This is a genomic window from Halostagnicola larsenii XH-48 (assembly GCF_000517625.1).
GTDB classification, from domain to species: Archaea; Halobacteriota; Halobacteria; order Halobacteriales; family Natrialbaceae; genus Halostagnicola; species Halostagnicola larsenii.
Window position 1 is genome coordinate 1,649,718 of record NZ_CP007055.1, and the last position, 20,208, is coordinate 1,669,925.

At 61.9% G+C, this 20,208-nt stretch carries 21 protein-coding genes; 5 read left to right on the forward strand and 16 right to left on the reverse strand.

Features of this window, described 5'->3' with window-relative positions:
- Positions 1 to 66: 66 nt before the first annotated feature.
- Positions 67 to 624, reverse strand: a complete 558-nt coding sequence (locus tag HALLA_RS08370; protein WP_049952922.1) for a hypothetical protein — start codon at positions 622 to 624, stop codon at positions 67 to 69.
- 170 nt (positions 625 to 794) lie between these two features.
- The gene (locus HALLA_RS08375; RefSeq protein WP_049952923.1) at positions 795 to 1,379 is read right to left on the reverse strand and encodes a thymidine kinase; all 585 of its coding nucleotides are present in this window, start codon (positions 1,377 to 1,379) and stop codon (positions 795 to 797) included.
- Positions 1,380 to 1,513: 134 nt separating this feature from the next.
- Between HALLA_RS08375 and HALLA_RS08380 the strand changes: the two genes are divergently transcribed.
- A complete protein-coding gene (locus HALLA_RS08380; RefSeq protein WP_049952924.1) occupies positions 1,514 to 2,170 on the forward strand; it encodes a hypothetical protein in 657 nt (218 codons plus the stop codon).
- 247 nt (positions 2,171 to 2,417) lie between these two features.
- On the forward strand, positions 2,418 to 3,263 hold the full coding sequence (locus HALLA_RS08385; protein WP_049952925.1) for a formate/nitrite transporter family protein: 846 nt from the start codon (positions 2,418 to 2,420) through the stop codon (positions 3,261 to 3,263).
- A gap of 85 nt (positions 3,264 to 3,348) precedes the next feature.
- On the opposite strand, the gene HALLA_RS08390 is transcribed toward HALLA_RS08385, so the two are convergent.
- The gene (locus HALLA_RS08390) at positions 3,349 to 4,290 is read right to left on the reverse strand and encodes an A/G-specific adenine glycosylase (protein WP_049952926.1); all 942 of its coding nucleotides are present in this window, start codon (positions 4,288 to 4,290) and stop codon (positions 3,349 to 3,351) included.
- Between the two features lie 109 nt (positions 4,291 to 4,399).
- Here HALLA_RS08390 and HALLA_RS08395 point away from each other — a divergent pair, with 109 nt between their 5' ends.
- Complete coding sequence (locus HALLA_RS08395) at positions 4,400 to 4,723, forward strand: hypothetical protein (RefSeq protein ID WP_049954051.1); 324 nt, start codon at positions 4,400 to 4,402, stop codon at positions 4,721 to 4,723.
- Positions 4,724 to 4,787: 64 nt separating this feature from the next.
- On the opposite strand, the gene HALLA_RS08400 is transcribed toward HALLA_RS08395, so the two are convergent.
- From HALLA_RS08400 to HALLA_RS08450, 11 genes are all read right to left on the reverse strand, one after another.
- Positions 4,788 to 5,624 carry a class 1 fructose-bisphosphatase gene (locus tag HALLA_RS08400; protein WP_049952927.1) on the reverse strand — a complete coding sequence of 279 codons (837 nt, stop codon included), beginning with the start codon at positions 5,622 to 5,624 and terminating at the stop codon, positions 4,788 to 4,790.
- Positions 5,625 to 5,709: 85 nt separating this feature from the next.
- Positions 5,710 to 6,171 (reverse strand): PTS fructose transporter subunit IIB, encoded by a 462-nt coding sequence (locus tag HALLA_RS08405; protein WP_049952928.1) that lies wholly within the window; start codon positions 6,169 to 6,171, stop codon positions 5,710 to 5,712.
- Entirely contained in the window at positions 6,168 to 7,868 is a 1,701-nt protein-coding gene (gene ptsP / locus HALLA_RS08410; RefSeq protein ID WP_049952929.1) for a phosphoenolpyruvate--protein phosphotransferase, read from the reverse strand. The genes HALLA_RS08405 and ptsP overlap by 4 nt, the downstream gene beginning before the upstream one ends.
- Positions 7,869 to 7,872: 4 nt before the next feature.
- Positions 7,873 to 8,163: an HPr family phosphocarrier protein gene (locus tag HALLA_RS08415; RefSeq protein WP_049952930.1), complete on the reverse strand. Its 291-nt coding sequence runs from the start codon at positions 8,161 to 8,163 to the stop codon at positions 7,873 to 7,875.
- Entirely contained in the window at positions 8,160 to 8,636 is a 477-nt protein-coding gene (locus HALLA_RS08420) for a PTS sugar transporter subunit IIA (RefSeq protein ID WP_049952931.1), read from the reverse strand. The genes HALLA_RS08415 and HALLA_RS08420 overlap by 4 nt, the downstream gene beginning before the upstream one ends.
- A 46-nt stretch (positions 8,637 to 8,682) precedes the next feature.
- A complete protein-coding gene (locus HALLA_RS08425; RefSeq protein WP_049952932.1) occupies positions 8,683 to 9,882 on the reverse strand; it encodes a PTS fructose transporter subunit IIC in 1,200 nt (399 codons plus the stop codon).
- 232 nt (positions 9,883 to 10,114) lie between these two features.
- Positions 10,115 to 11,038, reverse strand: coding sequence for a 1-phosphofructokinase (gene pfkB / locus HALLA_RS08430; protein WP_049952933.1), 924 nt, complete (start codon positions 11,036 to 11,038; stop codon positions 10,115 to 10,117).
- Entirely contained in the window at positions 11,035 to 11,802 is a 768-nt protein-coding gene (glpR, locus tag HALLA_RS08435; RefSeq protein ID WP_049952934.1) for an HTH-type transcriptional regulator GlpR, read from the reverse strand. The genes pfkB and glpR overlap by 4 nt, the downstream gene beginning before the upstream one ends.
- Positions 11,803 to 11,938: 136 nt before the next feature.
- A complete protein-coding gene (locus HALLA_RS08440) occupies positions 11,939 to 12,727 on the reverse strand; it encodes a class I fructose-bisphosphate aldolase (protein ID WP_049952935.1) in 789 nt (262 codons plus the stop codon).
- A gap of 251 nt (positions 12,728 to 12,978) precedes the next feature.
- Complete coding sequence (locus HALLA_RS08445) at positions 12,979 to 14,883, reverse strand: DHH family phosphoesterase (RefSeq protein WP_049954052.1); 1,905 nt, start codon at positions 14,881 to 14,883, stop codon at positions 12,979 to 12,981.
- 206 nt (positions 14,884 to 15,089) lie between these two features.
- Entirely contained in the window at positions 15,090 to 17,342 is a 2,253-nt protein-coding gene (locus HALLA_RS08450; RefSeq protein ID WP_049952936.1) for an NADP-dependent malic enzyme, read from the reverse strand.
- Positions 17,343 to 17,530: 188 nt separating this feature from the next.
- Here HALLA_RS08450 and HALLA_RS08455 point away from each other — a divergent pair, with 188 nt between their 5' ends.
- Together HALLA_RS08455 and HALLA_RS08460 are read left to right on the forward strand one after the other, a co-directional pair.
- Positions 17,531 to 18,031, forward strand: coding sequence for a Mov34/MPN/PAD-1 family protein (locus HALLA_RS08455; protein WP_049952937.1), 501 nt, complete (start codon positions 17,531 to 17,533; stop codon positions 18,029 to 18,031).
- A gap of 118 nt (positions 18,032 to 18,149) precedes the next feature.
- Positions 18,150 to 18,587, forward strand: coding sequence for an adenylyltransferase/cytidyltransferase family protein (locus tag HALLA_RS08460; protein ID WP_049954053.1), 438 nt, complete (start codon positions 18,150 to 18,152; stop codon positions 18,585 to 18,587).
- A 357-nt stretch (positions 18,588 to 18,944) separates the two neighbouring features.
- On the opposite strand, the gene HALLA_RS08465 is transcribed toward HALLA_RS08460, so the two are convergent.
- Complete coding sequence (locus tag HALLA_RS08465; protein WP_049952938.1) at positions 18,945 to 19,493, reverse strand: DUF6735 family protein; 549 nt, start codon at positions 19,491 to 19,493, stop codon at positions 18,945 to 18,947.
- Between the two features lie 154 nt (positions 19,494 to 19,647).
- The gene (locus HALLA_RS08470; protein WP_049952939.1) at positions 19,648 to 20,094 is read right to left on the reverse strand and encodes an SRPBCC domain-containing protein; all 447 of its coding nucleotides are present in this window, start codon (positions 20,092 to 20,094) and stop codon (positions 19,648 to 19,650) included.
- Positions 20,095 to 20,208 lie beyond the last annotated feature (114 nt).

Consider the following 20,208-nt stretch of genomic DNA (forward strand, 5'->3'; position numbering starts at 1 on the left):
AATCAAGACCACCGGAGTAGTGTAAAACGCCGCTTGCAGCGCCGGCAAGTATGGCGCTCGAGTCGGTTATTCTTCGGTTTCTTCGTCCGCCTGCGCTTCAGTGTCTTCGGACGACGCTTCGTCCTCGTCCTCGCCTTCCTCCGCCGAATCGTCGTCGAATGACGCGCTCGTGGCCGGTTCGAACTCCTCGATCGGTTCCCACTCCTCGTCCTCGCCCGACCGGCGACGACGCAACAACTCGAGGCCGACGACGCCGACGATCAAGAGCCCGAGTCGCAGCAATCGGCTCGAACCACCCGTCTCGTCGGCGTCGGTCTCCGTCTCTTCTGTCGACTCGCTCGCGTCTTCGACAACATCGTCGAGGACCTCGGGCGTCTCGAGATCCTCGAGCGGCGTGTCATCGGTATCTAACTCGCCGCTGCCGAGAAGGTAGCCGATTGCGACCCCAAGACCGAGCAGGCCGCCCGCCAACGGGAGCACTCGCCCGCCCATCGAGCTGGATCCTTCGGACTCCTCGACGGCCTCGAGGATCGGCTCTCGCATCGGCGAATCCATTCCTCTGCTGACCGCTTCCTTGACCAGTAGCGTCGACAACGTGTCGTCTCCGTGTTCCATTTCAGGCATGCTCCTGCCGACGAGAGCACCGTTGATAGTTCTGTTCAACGTTCCGATCGAGCCCGCACTATCCGACGGAGGGTAGCCGTAACGTACTCGAAACCCGGCGGCGATAAGCAGTGCTTACCCGCTATGTGAGCGCTCGAGTCGTCTCCACATTGGACTCTGGGTAGCTCCAATCAGTCGTCCCGAAACGTGTGGCAGTGCCGACAGCGCGCTTCGTACGATTCGGCCGCGCCGACGAGTATTGTCGGATCGTCGACGTGCGCCGGCTCTCCGTCAACGAGGCGTTGATTTCGCGTCGCGGGTTCGCCACAGACCGCACAGATCGCCCGAAACTTCTCGACGTACTCGGCGACGGCGATCAGTTGGGGAAGCGGCTCGAACGGCTCGCCGCGAAAGGTCTGGTCGGTACCGCTTACGATCACGCGCCGGCCGTCGGCCGCGAGGCGTTCGCAGACGTCGACCAGCGAGTGCGAGAAGAAATTCGCCTCGTCGAACGCGATCACTTTCTCTCCGTTACAGGCCGAGAACACAGCTTCGAGACCCGTCTCGGGGTCGATGGGCGTCGCGTCCCAGCTTCGCCCGTCGTGTGAACCGATCGTGGCCTCGCCGTAGCGGTCGTCGACTGCTGGGGTGAAAACTGCAACCTCCTGGCCGGCGATCTCGGCGCGGCGCAATCGACGCAGGAGCTCCTCCGTTTTGCCCGAAAACATGCTCCCCGTGATGACTTCGATCCACCCGCTGTTCGTGATCGCGTGCATCGGTTTCAAGGGGGTAAGCCGTCGTTAAAGTCGTTGCTGATTCGGGCCATCCGAACGGTGCTGCCATCCGAACTGATCGGCGATGAATAAAGATCACATAACGAAACCGGAACGAATCGAAGCCGGAGGCAGCCATGAGCGTCATCAGTCAACCCGAGGTCCTCGGCCAAACGACGAGGCGTCGGGTTATCGGGATGACCGCCGCGGCGTGTACGACCGGAATCGAGGCGCTCGCCGTCGGCACGTGGTTTTTGCTCGTCGTCCTCGAGACGCGAACCGCCGCGACCGCCCTCGCCGGCGTCGGCGTTCTCTTTTGCGGATCGTTACTGCGCGCGTCGATCTTCGGGGCGACGACGAGCGAACTCGGGGATATCCTCGAGCCGCGTCGCCTCTGCACTGCGGTGTTCGTCACAGCCGGGTGGGTCCTCTGGTTGCTCGTCGCAGAGTCGATCGGCGGCGTCGCCGGCGTTCTCGCGGGGGGCGTCGTACTCGTCGGAACGCTGCTGATCCACTTCTCGCTGGAGCGGCGAGTGTTTCACGGCTCGCGGCCATCGCACGGAGGCCCGCGGGTCCGATGCGGCGTCGTTCCAGCGGTGCTCATCGCCCTCGGCGCGACCGCGTTGCTCTCGTCGGTCTGGTTCGTCGACTGGTCGTTCGTCTCCCCGCCGATCTCGCTCGAGGTGACCCGGTTCGTCCTCCGCCTCGAGGCCGTCCAGATCGGGTTCGTGCTGTTCGGATTCGTCACGTTTCTGGCCTACCAACTGCGGTTTACGACCACGCTCGAGTCGTGACGGGTGGTTCACTGGCTAGCGTTCTCCCGGGCGTTACCGCAGGTGGGTATTACAAGTTGACAACGAGTTCGTCGGACTCCGTAGATTCCGGATCACGCCCCCGTGAACCCGTCGTCTGTCACTATCGAACGACGAGTGAGAGAAGATCGAATACGGTACCGTCACCCATCGCGTACGTGTGTATGACTGCCTCGAATCTCTGTAGACGCATTTATGCCTTCCCCGGCAGAGTATATATACCTAGAGCATGACCACGGACTCTGATACAGAACCGTCCGGGGCTTCACTCTCGTATCGGAAGATCCTCGAGCGCGAGATGGAGAGCGCTCTCAAAGAGATCAATCGTCCGCCCAAAGGGGTGTTTCTCTCGGGATTATCTGCGGGACTCAACCTGAGCTTCGGCGCGTTACTGATGGCGATGGCGCTGACGTTCTCCGGAGGATTCGAATCACGCCTCGTCCAACAGGTCACGCTCGGCGGTGTTTCTTCGATCGCGTTCCTGTTCGTCATCATCGGTCAAACGGAACTGTTTACCGCCCATTCGACGATGGCTATTCTACCAGTACTCGACGGGAGAGCTACCCTGAGAGAACTCGGTCGCGTCTGGAGCGTTACCTACGTTTCGAATCTCGTCGGTTGTGTACTATTTGCGGGTCTCATTACGGTCATCGGACCGGCGCTTGGAATCGTCGACCCGAATACGTTTGGAACGTTAGCGTCCGCGCTCCTTCCGTACCCGTGGTGGGTAATTTTCTCGAGCGGCGTGATCGCTGGGTGGCTGATGGGGCTGGTCACGTGGCTCGTCGCGGCCAGTCGCGACACGGTCAGCCGAATCCTGTTCGTGATTATCGTAACGGCTGTGATCGGATTCGGCCCCTTCCACCACAGCATTCTCGGGTCGACGGAGATCATCACTGCGATTTTCCTGGGTCAAGGCGTTTCTCTCGGCGACTTTGCTCACTTCCTTTCCTGGACGACGGTCGGCAATATCGTCGGCGGGGGCGTGTTCGTGGGCCTGCTCAATTACGGCCACGTCGCACTGGCCGGCGAGAAACAGGACGTGGAGTTCGAGGCAGTCCAGCGAGACGAGTAGCGCGATAATTGTATGAGGTCGTCCGACCACCACGTCTGCTGTGATCCGGCTGGCGACACGCTCAAACGATGTTGTCCGAACACGCTTACTTCCGAAGGCGGGCGATCGTCTCGTCTTCTCCCTCTTCGACCTCAAGTAACCCTTCACTGGCCAAATCGGACAGGAGGTCTCGAAGCCAGTCGCGTCCGTGCTCACCGTCGGGAGTGTAGTCCACGCGGATTCGGTGACCGAGCGTGTCTAGGTCCATCTCCTCGTGTTCGCCGAGGAGTCGAACGATCCGCCCGCGGAACTGCCGGCGACTCCCCTCGAAGCTCGGTTGCGTGGGAACGTCGGGTGCGGTGAAGTCGCCGGTCTGGTAGGCGTGACACCACTCGCGCCACGGGCACCCCGCCTCGTCGCATCGAGGGTTCTTGCCGCAGGCGACGCCGCCGAGTTCCATGATCGCGTTGTTCCAGACCCGCGAACGCCCCGCAGGCATGAGTTGATTTGCGGCCGATTCGAACGCGTCGTCGTCATCGGGAATCCCGAACGCGCGGTACGCGACTCGCTTGACGTTCGTATCCACGACGGCGTCGCCGGCGTTGAACGCGAAACTCGAGACCGCGTTGGCGGTGTAGGGACCGACTCCCATCAGCTCCTCGAGTTCCCCGGGCGTCTCGGGAAATTCGCCGTTGTAGTCGGCTTCGACCTGCTGGGCGGCTTCGTGGAGGTACTTCGCACGGTTGTTGTACCCGAGGCTGTGAGATGTCCAGAAGCCGACGACTGCGGATCGATCCGCCGACGCCAGGTCCGCCGTCGTCGGCCAGCGCTCTGTAAACGCCTCCCAGGCCTCGACGACGCGATCGAGTTGGGTCTGCTGGCTCATGACCTCGCTGACGAGGATCTCGTAGGCGTCGTCGGTCTCGCGCCACGGGAACGAGCGGTGATCGTCCTCGTACCACCCGATCAGCGCCGATCGAACGGCCTCGAGGTCGTCGGGAAGCGTCCACGCTGTCTGGCGATCCTGCTCCGCTGGCGCGTCTGTCATCGCCGGGAGTTAGGGAAGCGACGGTTTAGGCGTGGTGATCCTCGCGACCGATCGGCGGTGTCTGAGCGAGCACGAAAGCCATATACGACCGACTCGAGTCCACCAGTATGTGACCCTCGACGACCTGAACGACGAAATTACGGAATCGTACTCGAGCCTGGGCGATGAACTCGACGTGACGCTCGACCGGGAGACGAGAAACGAACTCGCGCTCCTCGAGACCGCCATGGAGCCCGAATCGACGGACGAACTCGTCCGGCGTGCGATCCACATGCTTTTTCAGACGACCGTCGAAACCGGAAACATCGATTTCCACCTTCGCTCTGGATTCGACGTCACCTACGACGAGTACCTCTCGGGGATGACCTTCGACGAGATGACCGGTGCCGACAACTACCCGTCGATGGACGACGAGCGGCGGTATCAGTTCTAACATCGATCAACAATCGCTGCGTTGCTCCGGTTCGACCGCGCGAGAAGGGGAACCACTGTGATCGTTACGCCAGCGTCGACTCGAGATAACTGATCTGCTCTGGGTTCCCGAAGTAGGCGGGAACGTGCTCGTGGAGTTCTGCCGGTGTGCGGTCGAGGATCGATTCTTGGCCCGTTGACGAGCGGCCACCTGCGGTTTCGACGATGTGTGCGATCGGGTTAGCTTCGTACTGGAGCCGAAGGTCGCCGTTCGGACTCGACGACCGCTCGGGGTAGCCAAGCAGACCGCCGTTGACGAGCAAATGGTTGATATCTGCGACCATCGCGCCCGTATATCGGAGTTTGTAGTCGCGATGGAGCTCACGCCAGCAGTCCTCGACAGCCTCCGGCCACTCGTTTGTCGAGCCGGCGAACCCGCAAATTTCGCCCTCCGCGGGGATGGTCACCGGACTCGAGTCGACGATCGCTCCATCGTCGACGACGTATCGAGTCACCGTCTCATCGATAGCGGCGGTGATCGTTGCAAACGGTCCGTAGAGCACCACCATACTGGCGATGAGATCGCGACCGCTCGCCGGAAGCGACCCGTTGTAAACCCCGACGACAGTTCCGACGATGTTGTTCGAGCGGAGGTTCGACGACCCATCGAGCGGGTCGATGGCGACGCTGTACCCGTCACCGACGTCTTCGACGCGTTTTCGTTCTTCACTGGCAAACGCACCGACCGCCTCGAGCGGGGCCAACTGCTCACGGAAGAGCTGGTCGATCTGCCGATCCGCGGCTGACTGGACGTCACCGCTGGGATTTTCGTTCCTCGTCTTCTCGCGGCCGTCCCGAAACTCCGCGCGAACGTGCGGTACGACTGCTGCCAACGCATCGACGATGGACTGTCTCTCGCTCATCAATGCCACCCGCTCATCGAGGAGTACGGTTCGTTCCTCGAGATGGACACTGCGTCCGTATTCGATTCAGCTTGGGGCATCTTCCTCACGAAAATAGCCTCCGGAGACGCGCGAAGAGGCCTTTCGATGGGTCACCCCCGAGCTGTTCGAGTTCGGGATCGCTCGTTGCTGTCGTCGAAGTCTCCTCGCCCGTCTCCACGGATGCGTCACTTTCGGCATCCTCGGTGCTACTGGTTTCGCTACCGTCGGCTCGTTGAATCGCTTGCGCGATCAGCCCTTCGGCGTCGTTCACTCCGTCCTTGACGGTTCCCTCGACGAGCGGTTTGCCGTCGAATCGATCCTGATTGACGGCCGTATCCGCGGCGATGATAACGGCATCGGCGTCGTCGATATCGTCCGCCGTGAGCTCGTTTTCGGCACCCATCGCGCCCTGAACCTCGACTTTGATGTCGTGGCCCTGCTCCTGGGCGGTGGTCTCTATGTTCTCTGCTGCCATCTGGCTGTGTGCGATACCGGTCGGACAGGACGTGACTGCGACGAGTTTCATTGGTTGGAGTTGTTGCGTTGAATTCGGTCGATAACGTGATCTCTGGTCGATGCCTCGAGCGCTCGTGTGACATTCTCGGCCGCCGTCTCAGTATCGATCGACTGGACGGTCGCTTTGACGTCCGGGACGGTGACCGCGCTCATGCTGAGTTCATCGAGCCCCAGGCCGACGAGGAGTTCGGTTAGCTCCGGATTCCCGGCCATCTCCCCACACATACCAACCCACGCGTCGTTTTCGTGGGCCGCTTTGATGGTCCGAGAGATGGCCCGTAACACGGCCGGTCGACGTGGATCCCGGAGGTCCGCAACGCGTTCGTTCTCGCGCGCCGCGGCCATAACGTACTGGGTGAGATCGTTCGTCCCGATACTGAGGAACTCGACCTGCTCGGCGAGTTCCGGCGCGGCGAAGACGGCGCCGGGGGTTTCGATCATCACGCCGAGTTCGGGGATCGCGTAGTCGATACCTTCCTCTTCGAGCGTGTTCGCGATCCTCTCGACCGTCTCGAGTGCGGCAACGAGTTCCTTGGGTGTCGCGACGACCGGGAACATGATCGACAGGCAGCCATCCCCGTCCGCGGCCGCCCGAAACAGCGCGCGAAGCTGTGTCTCGAATAGGTCGGCGTCGGGACCGAGCGATCGTCGGATCCCCCGCTCGCCGAGAAACGGGTTCTCCTCTTCGGGCAGATCGAGGTAGGGAATCGGCTTGTCCCCGCCGATATCGAGCGTCCGGACGACGACGCGGCCATCCGGGAACGTCTCGAGGGCCTCCCTGTACGCTTCGTACTGTTCGGTTTCGTCCGGTGCCTGCTCGCGGTCGAGGAACAGGAACTCCGTGCGGTAGAGGCCGATACCGTCGGCCCCCTGCGCTTTCGCGTCCTCGAGTTCGGCGGGCTGGCCGACGTTCGCGGCGATTTCGATGCCAGTTCCGTCGGCGGTCGTTACCGCCTCCTCGTGGATTTCCACCTGGTGGGCGGTCTGTGCCGATTCCCGGCGCTCGTCGCTCGGGTCGACGACGAGTTCGCCAGCGTCGCCGTCGACGACGACCGTCGCGTCAGTTTCGACATCGTGGAGTTCGTCACCGACGCCGACGACGGCGGGTAGCGCGAGCGAGCGAGCGAAGATCGCCGCGTGCGAGGTTCGCCCGCCGGTTACGGTGGCGAACCCGGCGACGCGGTCGGGGTCGAGCTGTGCCGTGTCGCTCGGCGTGAGTCGATCGGCGAGCACGACCGATCCCTCGGGGAGACTCTCGAGATCGACTCGGTCGTCGTCGGTGAGGAGTCGAACGAGCCGATCGCGAACGTCGCGCAGGTCGTCGGCCCGCTCGGCCATCCGCCCGTCCATGCCCTCGAACTGTTCGATCGGGTCGGCGAATGCCCGCTGGACGGCGTTCTCTGCCGGAAGTTCGTCATCGATCGCACGCTCGACACCGTCCTCAATCTGCGGGTCCTCGAGGAACTGCACGTGCGCATCGAAGACCTCGGCTTCCTGCTCGCCGACGCGTTCGGCGGTCCGTTCCCGTTCGGCTTCTAATTCGTCTCGAGCGGTTTCGCGTGCGTCTTCGAACCGTTCGCGCTCGTCCTCTTGATCGACAGAAACTGAATTCGGATCCGGAAGATCGGTCGACGTGCTATACCAGACGACCGTTCCCACGTCGGAGCGCGGCGTCGCCCCCGTTCCGGTGAGAGTGCGTTCTGCCATCGGTTTAACTGTCGACATCTGCGATCTCGTCCTCGGGTGTGGTCAGAACACGCTCGAGCGCATCGAGCGTCGCTTCTTCGTCGGGGCCGTCCGCGACGAGTCGAACCTCCTCGCCGGCTTCGGCACCGAGGCTGGTGACCGCGATCATGCTGCCGGCTGCAATGAGGTCGTCAGTATCGGGCCGGCCGACCTGTACGTCCGACTCGTGATCGTTGACCGCCTCGACGAACTTCGCTGCCGGCCGAGCGTGCAATCCGGCCTCGGGAACGATCGTTACGGTTCGTTCGGTACTCATGCGACTGCCTCCGTGAGGACGGCCTGTACGTCTTCGGGTGTCTCCGCGTCGTAGAGGGCGTCTCTCGTCTCGTCGTGCATGAGCGCTCTCGAGAGGGTGCTCAAGATCGAGAGGTGATCGTCCGCGCCGGACTCGGGGACGAGGATCATGAAAATGAGCCGTGCGGGCTCGCCGTCCATCGAGCCGAAATCGACGCCTGCCTCCGAACGGGTGAACGCCACGGATGGCTCGCTGACGGCCTCCGTTTGTGCGTGAGGGATCCCGATACCCATGCCGACGCCGGTTGTCGTCTCCGCCTCGCGAGCGAGCAGCGCCTCGAGGGCCGTCTCTCGGTCGTCGACACGGCCTGCCTCGACGAGCAGGTCCAGGAGGTGTTCTATGCAGGCTTGTTTGTCTGCGGGCGGCGACTCGAGCGTGATGTGGTCGGTGGGTGCGAGGGTTTCGATTCGATCTTCGGTGAGTGTTTCAGTCATGGTGAGTCTGTTGTATACTGGTGAGTGATAGTTAAACGTCGGACGATCAGTCGTTCGTGTGGGTCACTCGACTGGCTGACCCCGTTTCGGTATCGACGTCGGCGACCGTTTTCTCGAAGTCCGGTTTGATAGCCGTCGCGACGGTCGCGGTCACTATCGTGCCGAGTGCGATACACCCGAGGAAGACGAGCGCGTTGCTCGAGAGGAGGAACACGAAGATACCGCCGTGGGGCGCGGGCATGGTCACGCCGAGCCAGAGCGCGGTTGCACCGGCGGTCGCGCTCCCGATCATACAGCTCGGAATGACGCGGAGCGGATCGGCCGCGGCGTAGGGGATCGCACCCTCGGTGATGAACGCGAGACCGAGCGGCACCGCCGCTTTGGCGTTCTCGTACATCTCGGCGGAGTACTTCTGGGGTGCGATGAAGTTCGAGAGCGCCAGGCCGAGCGGCGGCGTCATGCCGGCGATCATCACGGCGGCCATCGGCCCGAAAATCTGCTCGCTAACGAGCGCGGCGGCGAACACGTACGCGACTTTGTTGATGGGGCCGCCCATATCAGCCGCCATCATCGCCCCCAGAATCGCCCCGAGAAGGAGCGCGTTCGCTCCCGTCATGGAGCCGAGTACCGTCGTCAATGTGTCGTCGATGATTGCGATCGGCACCCCCAATCCGACGATCACGAGCGGTGACAGAAGCGCGGTCGTGAACACCGGGATTATCAACACCGGCATCATGGGTTCGACGAGGGACGGCACCGACCAGTCCTTCATCCACCGAGCGACGTACCCGGCCAGAAGCCCCGCGACCAGTGCGCCGAGGAACCCGGCGGAGGCACCGTCTGCGCTAAAGCCGACGAGCGAGCCAGCGGCCTCGATGATCGCGGTTTGTTGGATCGCCCACGACAGGATGAAACCCGGTGCCAGCCCGGGCCGATCGGCGATTGCGTAGGCGATGTACGCCCCCAGAATGGGGACCATCATCGTCAAACCGAGCCCGCCGATTTCACCCAGATACCACGGAAGCGTTCCGGTCGATTGGAAGACCGTCTCCGTCGTCGCCCCCGCACCGGGCATCGTTATTCCGAAGACGGACTCTGGAAGTTCAGCGACCAAGAACGCCAGTGCCGTAAATATCCCCCCGATCGTGACGAACGGAATCATGAACGACACGCCGGTCATCACGTCCTCTTTGACCGTAGTGACGTGCGAACGGAGTGCGGTTTCTGCTTTGTCTGCTGGTGGCATGGTCTATTTATCCTCTGTATTAATCAATATAGTCTTCGAATACGATTGTTTCTGGCTATAAAATATGGATAAAATATTGGCGCGTTCACGAAGTTTACCGGACCTTCTACCGAAAACTCTCTCCAAATGTGTTAGTTTTGGCATGTAGTCGGATTCCGAACTCGAGCATCGATCGATCAGAGTCGGGCACACGTGCATCGGTGAGGTCAATTCGATCATAACTGATCGTGAGCTATCTGGAGCAGTCGGCCGACACCGAAATGGCGACGCGATCGGTCGTCCCGACGAGTTCGTCGAGCGGCGGAATATCGGTTCCAGGAACCGAAACGACACGCGAAGCGACTGCAACGCCGGTTCGTAACGCCTCCCGGTCCGTCGCTCCGTCGTCGAGTGCAGCCAGAACGCCCGCCAGCAGCGAATCGCCGGCACCGACCGTGTCGACGACCTCGGTCTCGAGCGCTGCCGCGTGGATGCACTCTTCCGGCGTCGACATGATCGCGCCGTCTGCACCCAGAGACGCGATAACCCGGTCGTACCCCATTCGACGAAGCGTCTCGACCGCGTCGTAACAGTCCTCGAGCGAGCGCACGGAGCAACCAGTCGCCGCCGCGAGTTCCTCGCGATTGGGTTTACACAGCGCGTACGACGCGTCGAGTGCTGCGAGTATGGATCCGCCGACGTCGACGACGGTCTCCCAGTCGCCGGTGCGGGCGATCCGATCGATCGCGTCGGGGCCGAGGCCCGGCGGCAGACTGCCGCCAACGACCACGGTGTCGGGTGCGTTTCGCTCGATCGTCTCGAGAAGGTCGTCGATGGCGTCCGCCGAAACCCGCGGTCCGTCGTGGTTGATCTTGAACTCCGCATCGTCGGTCAGGATCGTCGTATTGAGTCTGGTTCGACCGTCGATCTCGACGAAATCTCCCTCGATCTCGCCCGCGGACAACCGATCGCGGACGAACCGGCCGAGGAAATCGCCGACGACGCCCGTCGCGACGGTCTCGGTCTCGAGTTCGGCGAGATATTTCGAGACGTTGATCCCTTTTCCGCCGGGATCGACGCGAGCGGCGTTCGCCCGAGCGACCCGGTCAGTCTCGGGGAAGTCATCGACGGTCAGCGTGTGATCGACTGCCGGGTTGAGCGTCACCGTCAGAATCACTGCTCGACCTCCTCAATTACCTCTACGTCGGCGGCGTCGAACGGTTCGTGCTGTTCGTCGGTCAGCTTCGTGTCGGTGATAAACACGTCGAGATCCTCGACCTCGGCAAATTTCACGAAACTCTGTTTGCCGAGTTTCGACCCGTCCGAGACGAGGACGACCCGTCCCGCGTTCTCGATCATGAGCGATTTGAGCCGGGCTTCGTCCTCGTTTGGCGTCATCAATCCCTGGGGCGGTTTGATCGCGTTCGTTCCCAGGAACAACACGTCGAAGTTCGTCCGTTCCATGAACCGCTCCGCGCTCGGCCCGGTGAGCGCTCGCGTCTCGTGGCGAAGCGATCCGCCGGTGAGTTTCACGTCGTTGGCCTGCTCGCCGAGCTCGAGGGCGAGAACGGGCGAGTTGGTGACCGCGAGGAACGACCTGTTCTCGGGGGCGTTCTTGGCGACTTGCATCGTCGTCGAGCCGGCGTCGAAGAACACGACCTGATTCTCGGTGATTTCCTCGGCGGCTCGTTCGCCGATCCGCATCTTCCCGTCGAGGTTCTGGACTTCCTTTTGCCCGTAGGTCTGTTCGTTCCCGACGGTCGTTACCGGCACTGCGCCACCGTGTGAGCGCTCGATCAGCTTCCGGTCTTCTAAGTCGCTTAAGTCGCGGCGAATCGTCGCCTTCGAACAGTCCATCTCCGTGGCGAGATCGGCGACTGAACATTCACCCTCTTCGGACACCAACTCGACGATCTCGCGTTTTCTCACTGCGGGGAGCATAGCTGTCTGTCTGCTCCCAACTACTGCGGATGCGTTCATATTTCTATCTGATTGTGTTCGTTTCTGCTCGAGTTCGTTTGGCGGGCGATACGAGAGTTGTGAGTACCGTTTGCACGATAGATCGCTCGAGTGACTGTCATTCGGCAAGCGCCTCGTCGGCCGTTGCCTCCTCGAAGACAACCGCCTCGAGCGCGTCGAGGATTTGCTCGGGATTTTCGCGTTGCCAGACGTTGCGACCGACCGCCAGCCCGCTTGCACCTGCGTTCATCGCCGTCTCGACCAGCGAGAGGAACTCACGATCGTCGGTTTTGGAGCCGCCGCTGAGAACGACGTTGACGTCACCCGCCGCAGCGACCGCGTCAGCCATCGCCTGCCCGCTTCGCGGATACTTCACCTTCGCGATGTCCGCGCCCAGCTCGAGGGCGATTCGAGTCGCGTACGAGATAACCGACGGTTTGCGGTGTTCTTTGAGCGCCTGTCCGCGCGGATACGACCACATGGCAACCGGAACGTCGTGCTCGCGAGCCCGCTCTTGGACGTCCCGGAACTCCTCGAACATCTCCGTTTCGCGGTTGGTTCCCGGATACACCGTGTATCCGACCGCATCGGCACCGAGCTCGAGCGCGTAATCGACCGAACACGTCCGTGGCGAGTACGGTTCACCCATCCAGAGGCTGCTGGTACCGTTGAGCTTCGCCAGCAAATTTACGTCGTCGTCGTAGGACGGATAATAAGTCTCCGCCAGTCCTTTCTGGACTGCAAATCCGGTCACGGCGTCGTGCGTTGCCAGCTCGAAGACCGTCCTCGGGTCGAGTCGCTCGGGAACGTCCTCGAACGCAGTGGGCCCGTGCTCGAGTCCGTGATCGTGTGCGAGAATTATCGACTTGCCATCCCGTACGAGCGGTGTCTCAGTAAGTTGGCGCATTCGGTCAAAAGTGAGTACACAGGGTGGCTAAGTAGTATCGTTTATGATTATTTTCTACTGAATTCAGTGAGAAGAGTGTCTTGCCAATCATCGTCTATCGGTAGTCGGTGATACTCGAGACATACTGGTGTTTCTGGGGCGGGGCTCCGTCTGCACGTCGGTTGCCAAGTCTGACCGAGCCTTCGAATTCAACGCGAACTATCGGCTCCCAGTCGGAACGCAATGAAAAAGGACCAATCGCCGCTGCGGCGTTAGTCGTCGATCGGTGCCGCAGTCGAGAGCTCCTCGTCGATGTCGGCGTCCGCCATCTTCTCGACGAGCGCGTCGATCACTTCCTCGCGTTTGCCCTTGACGAACTTGATCGAGCCGACGACGAGGTGGCCGCCGCCGGAGACGCCGCCGCCCGGCACCTCCTCCTCGAGTTCCGAGACCATCACGGGGATATCGAGTCGGACGCCGTCGCTTCTGAGGACGGCGAAGTCGGGTCCGTAGCCGACCGTGATGACGGGATCGCCCGTCTCCTCGATCTTCCGGTCGTGAATCTCGCCTGTCGTCTTTCCGGGGGCGGGATAGGTAAAGCGATGGGCGTAGTTCTCGACGTCGATCCGGTAGAGGTGTGCGCCGTTCGCGAGGTCCTCGTGCTCGAGGTGGGCCATTGCAGCCTCGAGTTGCTCGTCGACTTCGTCGCGAGCGCGGTCGGCGAAGAACTCGACGAGGTCGCGGTGGCGCTCCTCGTCGTCGGAGTCGATCTGCAAGAGGTCGGTGATCAGCTGATCGCCCGAGTTGTAGCGAAGCCAGAACGCGGCGTAGTCGAGCGCCTCGCTCAGGTCCTGCAGTCGATCCTCGTCGTAGCCCTCCTCGTCCGCGAGCGCGAGGTAGTCGTCCATCGCGTCGGCTTTCGAGCGATCCGAGAGGCCGGCGACGGCCGGGATGTGTCGAAGCTCCTCAGTAAGCTCCGGGAAGATCATCCGCGCGAGTTCGACACAGAGCATCCCCGTCGTTATCCGATAATCCTCGTCGTGGAGGTACGGATTGACGTGGGCGTCGAGCAACTCACCGACTGCGTCTGGATCCGGATGGTGGTGATCGATCGCAACGATCGGAATGTCGTAGTGGGCGAGCGTCTCGTAGGCGGGAACGTCTTCGGCCGTCGAGCCGTTGTCGAGCATCAACAAGAGCGGAAGCTGTTGGCCGTGTTTCTCCCGATCCTCGAGCGCGAAGTTCAGATCTCGCGTCGCGTCTTCCATCTCGTAGAACGGCGCTTTCGCGGGGAGGCGTTTGACCAGGTGCTGTGGCGCGTTGTCGTCCTCGTGGACCTCGGCGATAAAGCGCTCGAGAGCGATCTGGACGGGAACGGCGGCGCACATCCCGTCGCCGTCGGCGTGGTGGCGGACGCGGATCGGCCGACCTTCGAGAACGGTTCGGCGAAGCCGCGTGGCGACTTCCTCCAAGTTCGGTCGCAGTTTCTCGAACGCGGGCCAGTCGATGAGCGGCTCGACGTCGTGTGGCTGGGCCCGCTCTTCGAGTGCGGCCTCGAGTCGTTCGCGTGCTTCGGCTTCGATCTCGTCGTCGAGTGTCGTGAGGCCGTCGACCTCGATCTGGACGCTACCCTCGTGGCGCTCTGGGCTGCCGGTGACGCGAACGACGTCGCCGACCTCGACCGATGGATAGGCTCGAACGCCCGCTTCCTCGAACGCGGCGCAGGGAACGACGCCGTACTCATCGGTCACGTGGAAAATCGTCGGGCCGCCGGTCTGTTTGACCTGTACGACCTCTCCTTCGAGGTGGATCTGGTCGCCGACGTTCGCCTCGAGCCGATTGGTTCCGGTGAGCGTGTAGTCGTGAGAGACCGTCTCGAGCGTGTAGTTCTCGAGATCGGACGGTTCGAAGGCGATGTCGCCGTTCTCGCGAACGCTCTCGAGTTCGACGACGAGTTCGTCGCCGACGCGGTAGGTGCCATCGAGGACGGACTCGTGGACGAGTCCCGAGACGGAATCGGAAACGTCGACGAAGACGCCGTAATCGACGATGCCGTTAATTTCGGCGAGATATGGGCTTCCTTCTTCGAGATCGTCAGCGGTGCAATCAGCAGCAAGATCGTATACGACGGAATCTCCGTCGTCGTCGCCGGGGCCCCCGGCAGACTCGCGTGTCATCTTGCTCCGGTATTTGAGATGGGCGCGTATAACCCTTGTCAAGACGCGATACGAACAGCAGATCGCGGTCGAACTGCCGACTCGAGTTCGAATGGAACTCTCGGAATCTCCGGTAACGCTATTTCTATCGACGATTTCTCGATCGAAAAGATTCGGCGATTCGGATCGCACGGATTCGGTAAACTCTATCGAGCGCGCCGCTGTGGTTACCGCCGCTGTGCGTCGACGGTTGCGACGGCCGCGAGGTTGACGATGTCCGTTACTTCGTCGTCGCGCTGGAGGACGTGGACCGGCTTGTCCATACCGACGAGCATCGGTCCGATCGCCTCCGCGCCGCCCAGTCGCTGGAGCAGCTTATAACAGATGTTACCCGCCTCGAGGTTCGGAAAGACGAGCACGTTGGCCGGCTTCTCGAGGACTGAAAACTCGTAGGTATCGGTTAGCATGTCTTCGACGACCGCGGTATCCGCCTGCATCTCGCCGTCGACCGGGAACTCCACGTCGGGGTCGTTTCGTAACAGTTCGGCGGCTCGGCGCGGCTTTCGCGTGCCGTCGTTGTCCACGCTTCCGAAGTCGGAGTACGACAGCAAGGCGGCGCGAGGCTCGACGTTGAACCGTTCGGCGAGCGAGGCCGTGTGTCTGGTGACCTCGGCCAGCACCGCTTCGTCCGGGTTCTGGTTGACCGTCGCGTCGGCGAGGAAGACGACCCGGTTTTTGAACGCCAGCAAATAGACGCCAGCCGCGTAGTCGGCGTCCTCGGCGGTCCCGATGACCTGCAACGGCGGACGAAGCGCCGACGGGTAGTGGTGGGTCAGTCCCGTCAGCATGGCGTCGGCGTCGCCGCTTTCGACCATGGCGGAGGCGAAGTAGTTACTCTCTCGAATCATCTCCTCGGCCTCGGTTCGGGTGACGCCCTTTCGCTTTCGGCCGTCGTACAGCGTTTCGACGTAGCGATCGTACGACCCACTGCTCGGATCCGCGACGTCGGGATCGAACTCGAGGCCGAGGTTCGCGGCGGTCGATCTGATCTCGTCTTCGTCGCCGATTAACACCGGATCGGCGATCCCTCGTTCGGCGATCTGGAAAGCGGCTCGAATGATCTTCTCGTGGCCGCCCTCCGCGAGCGCGAGTCGCTTCGGATCGTTCTGGGCTTTGTTGAGCACGATCCGCATCATCTCCCGAGACTTTCCGAGTCGGGCCTCGAGTCGCTCGACGTACGCCTCAAGATCGATGTTGGTCCGGGCTGCGCCGGTTTCCATCGCGGCCTCGGCGACCGCGGGGGCGACCTCGAACAGAACGCGCGGGTCGAGCGGCTTGGGGATGATGTACTCGGGGCCGAACTGGAGCGGCTGATCGCCGTAGGCTTTGCGGACGGCATCTGGAACGTCGCGTCTCGCCAGATCGGCCAGCGCCTCGGCGGCGGCGACTTTCATCGCTTCGTTGACCTGCGTCGCGCGCACGTCGAGTGCGCCACGGAAGATAAAGGGGAAGCCGAGTACGTTGTTGACCTGATTCGGGTAATCCGAGCGACCCGTCGCCATGATGACGGTATCGTCTCGAGCGGACTTCGCTTCCTCGTAGCCGATTTCGGGGTCCGGATTGGCCATCGCGAAGAGTATCGGATCGTCGGCCATCGAGCGAACCATCTCCGGTGAGACGATCCCGCCCGCAGAGAGGCCGACGAAAACGTCCGCGCCGACCATCGCGTCGGCCAGTTCCTCGCCCGGTCGATCGGACGCGAACTCCCGGTTGTACGGGTTCAGATCGCCCGCCTCTGCCCGCTCAGTTGTGAGAATCCCGTCGATATCGCACATCGTGATGTTCTCGCTGTCGATCCCGAGCGAGACGAAGAACCTGGCGGTGGCGACCGCTGCAGCGCCCGCGCCCGCGAAGGTAACCTCGAGATCTTCGAGATCCTTCTCGACGAGTTCGACGGCGTTCAACAGCGCGGCACCGCTGATGATCGCGGTTCCGTGCTGGTCGTCGTGAAAGACCGGAACGTCCATGCGCTCGCGAAGCCGTTCTTCGATCCGAAAGCAGTCGGGGGCGGCGATGTCCTCTAAGTTGACGCCGCCGAAGGTCGGTTCCATGGCCGCGACGGAATCGACGAACGCGTCCGGATCTTCGAGGTCGAGTTCGACGTCGAACACGTCGATATCGGCGAAGCGCTTGAAGAGCACGCCTTTTCCCTCCATGACCGGTTTCGACGCTTGCGCGCCGATATCGCCGAGTCCGAGTACGGCAGAGCCGTTCGAAACCACGCCGACGAGGTTCTCCTTTGCGGTGTACCGGTAGGCGTCGTCGGCGTTCGTCGCGATTTCGCGACACGGTCCCGCAACGCCCGGCGAGTAGGCGAGCGAGAGATCGCGCTGGGTATTCGTCGGCTTGGTCGTCCGGATTTCGATCTTTCCGGGCGGGTCGTCGCTGTGATAGTCGAGTGCGTCCTCTTCGAGTCCCATGGACACTCGTTCGTGCGCACGGATTTAAACTACACATATAGAATGTATGTATAATATGTATATTCGGGGCGGCGTATCGGAACACCACCAGCGGTGGTACGGGCGTTTGCAGCGATTCTGCGAAACAGTAATCTCCGTATCGGCCACCATTCGGAACGTTTAGCAACCGCAAACTCGGATAGTGGTGTATGGGGCTGCTCGACGCGTTGTTTCGCTCGAGCGAGATACTCGGTATCGCCGAGGAAACGCTCGAGTTCGCACTGGAGTCGTCGTCAGAGACGCACCCGAACGAGTACATGGGGTTTCTCCGGGGGACGGAAGCGAGCGAGCTCGGGCTCGAGCGAGACGGACTCGTCATCACCGACGTTCTCGTCGTTCCGGGGACAGAAACCAACAGCGTCAGTGCGACCGTTCGGACGAATATGATTCCGAACGACGTCAAGGCGCTCGGGAGTATCCACTCCCACCCGAACGGCGTCGTTCGACCGAGCGATGCCGACCTCGAGACGTTCGGTCGCGGCAGCGTTCACGTTATCATCGGCGCCCCGTATCGCCGATCGGACTGGCAGGCGTTCGATTCGAAGGGACAACCAACGCAATTGAACGTGATCGACGTCGAACTGCCCGACGCCGAGGAGTTCTTCGATTTCACACAGGCCGACATCGACGAGGATCTGCAATGGGAGTGATTCGAACCGACGAACCGACGGCGGACGCATCGAACCCGAACCGACGCACCGAACGACCGAACGGTCTTGGCACGACGACGGGAGTCGAACCATGACACGGAGCGACGGGGATGGCGCGATGGCGAACCCGCAAACGGTGGTTGCACAGGGTACGTTCGACATTCTCCACCCGGGCCACGTTCACTACCTAGAGCAAGCGGCGACGATGGGCGAGGAACTCGTCGTTATCGTTGCTCGGACGAGCAACGTCGATCACAAGGAGCGTCCGATCTGCAGCGCCCGCCAGCGACGCGACGTGGTCGCCGCACTCGAGGTCGTCGACGAGGCGATCCTCGGCCACGAGGAAGACATCTTCGTCCCGATCGAGGAGATCGAACCCGACGTGATCGCCCTCGGCCACGACCAACACCACGACGACGACGCGATCGAAGCCGAACTCGCGAGTCGCGGGATCGACTGTACGGTCGAGCGAGCCGAGCCACGAGAGCCGGGCCACGACGGCGAACTCCTTTCGACCCGGTTGATCATCGACCGAATCATAGAGCGGCGGGCCTGATCGGAATCTGGCCTCGCTCACCTCGAAACGCCGTCGACTGTGTCGCGCCACTCAGTTTTTCAGGACGACCGGTGGTGGAAGTCGAAGAGAATCGATCGCGTGACCGGTCTCGACGAAGTGTTCGATGGCGAGCCTCGAGGCTTCGGATTCGGTGTATCCGCCTGTTTCATTGATACGCCAGTCACACTGCAGACAGTACTTACACATGAGGCTCCGGCGTCAGTTTGAGCTAGACGTTCGAAAGTCCGGTGCAGGAATTCGAAAGTTGTGCCGAACAGACGCCTGCCAATCGAACGGTCCGTGAAGGCGTTTGCTCTCGACCTATAACTCGAGTGGAAATCTCCCCTCGTCGTTCGATCACCACTCCTCCTCGTCGATCCACTGGTCCGGTGTCGGAACGTACTCCTCCTCGCCGGTCGCATCGGTTCCGCGATACGTGTATACGTGGCCGTCTTTGTCTTCGGCGACTCGCGCCTCGAGATACGTCTGGGCCGCCCGTCTCGAGAGGGCACCCATCTCGATGACGTCCGCGAGGACGGTTTTCGTGGCGCGAAACCAGATAGACAGCTCTCGGTCCGACGTGTCGGGCCCTATCTCGACGATCGCTCCCCGTCCCTGTTCTCTGCCGTCGCCCCACTCGAGCCAGCAGACGCGGTAGGACCTGATGTCGAAATCGGTCGAGACGAGGTAGAGCGCTTCGTGCGTACAGGGATCGAGGTAATTGGTGAGGACGCGATCGAGCGCGACCGAGTCGGCGAGGACGTCCGAATCAACGGTTCCGGAACCGAGCGGGGAATCGGCGTCGATTCGGTCCGCTAACTCGAGGTTGGCCGCACCCCAGTGACTGTAGCGGAGGTCAAAGAGGTGGTCGGGACGCCGGTAGGCGACGAGCGCTCTATGTCCCATTTGCCTCTGGGCGTACACGCACTCGGTCAGTTTCGGGACGGATAACCGGTCGTTCGTGGGGGTACATCACCCGGTTTGGGACCGCCCCCCTATTTGAACGTCAGGACCTGTTCATCACCGAGGCGATTCGCGTACCTCGAAGGCTGCTACCGAGTCAGTGCGCGATCGAGAGTCGTCCTTCTGCGCGATCTTTGAGCGCTCGGTTCATCTCCCGAAAGCCGCGTTCGATCTGGCGCTCGTCCAGCAATACCGGGACGAGTGCGCCGCGGAACGTCTCGCGCTGGAGAAACCGCGTCCGTTGCGCGCCATCGACGGGCTCGAGATGAAACTCGTGGTAGCCGTCGAACACGAACGGAACGACGATCTGTCCCCGCCACGCAAACCGTTTGTTCGTCTCGAGAGCGATGACCGCCGGCGTGAACGTCATCGCTCGAGCGCCCGGCGGTTGGATCGTAACCACCAGCCGTTCGCCTTTAACCGGGTGTCCAACTATCGAGCGAACGAACGGATTCCATTCGGGGTAGCTGTCGAACTCGAGAAGGATCTCCCAGACGGCGGCGGGTGGCGCGTCGATTTCTTCGAAGGCTTCGACAGATATCATGCCATATAATAACACACGAGGAGCAATGCGCTTGTCGCCCCAGCATTCGCGTTGATACGCCTCGCCGCGAACTCCGATCCGCGGACCGAGTGGGATGAACTGAGGTCCTGAAGA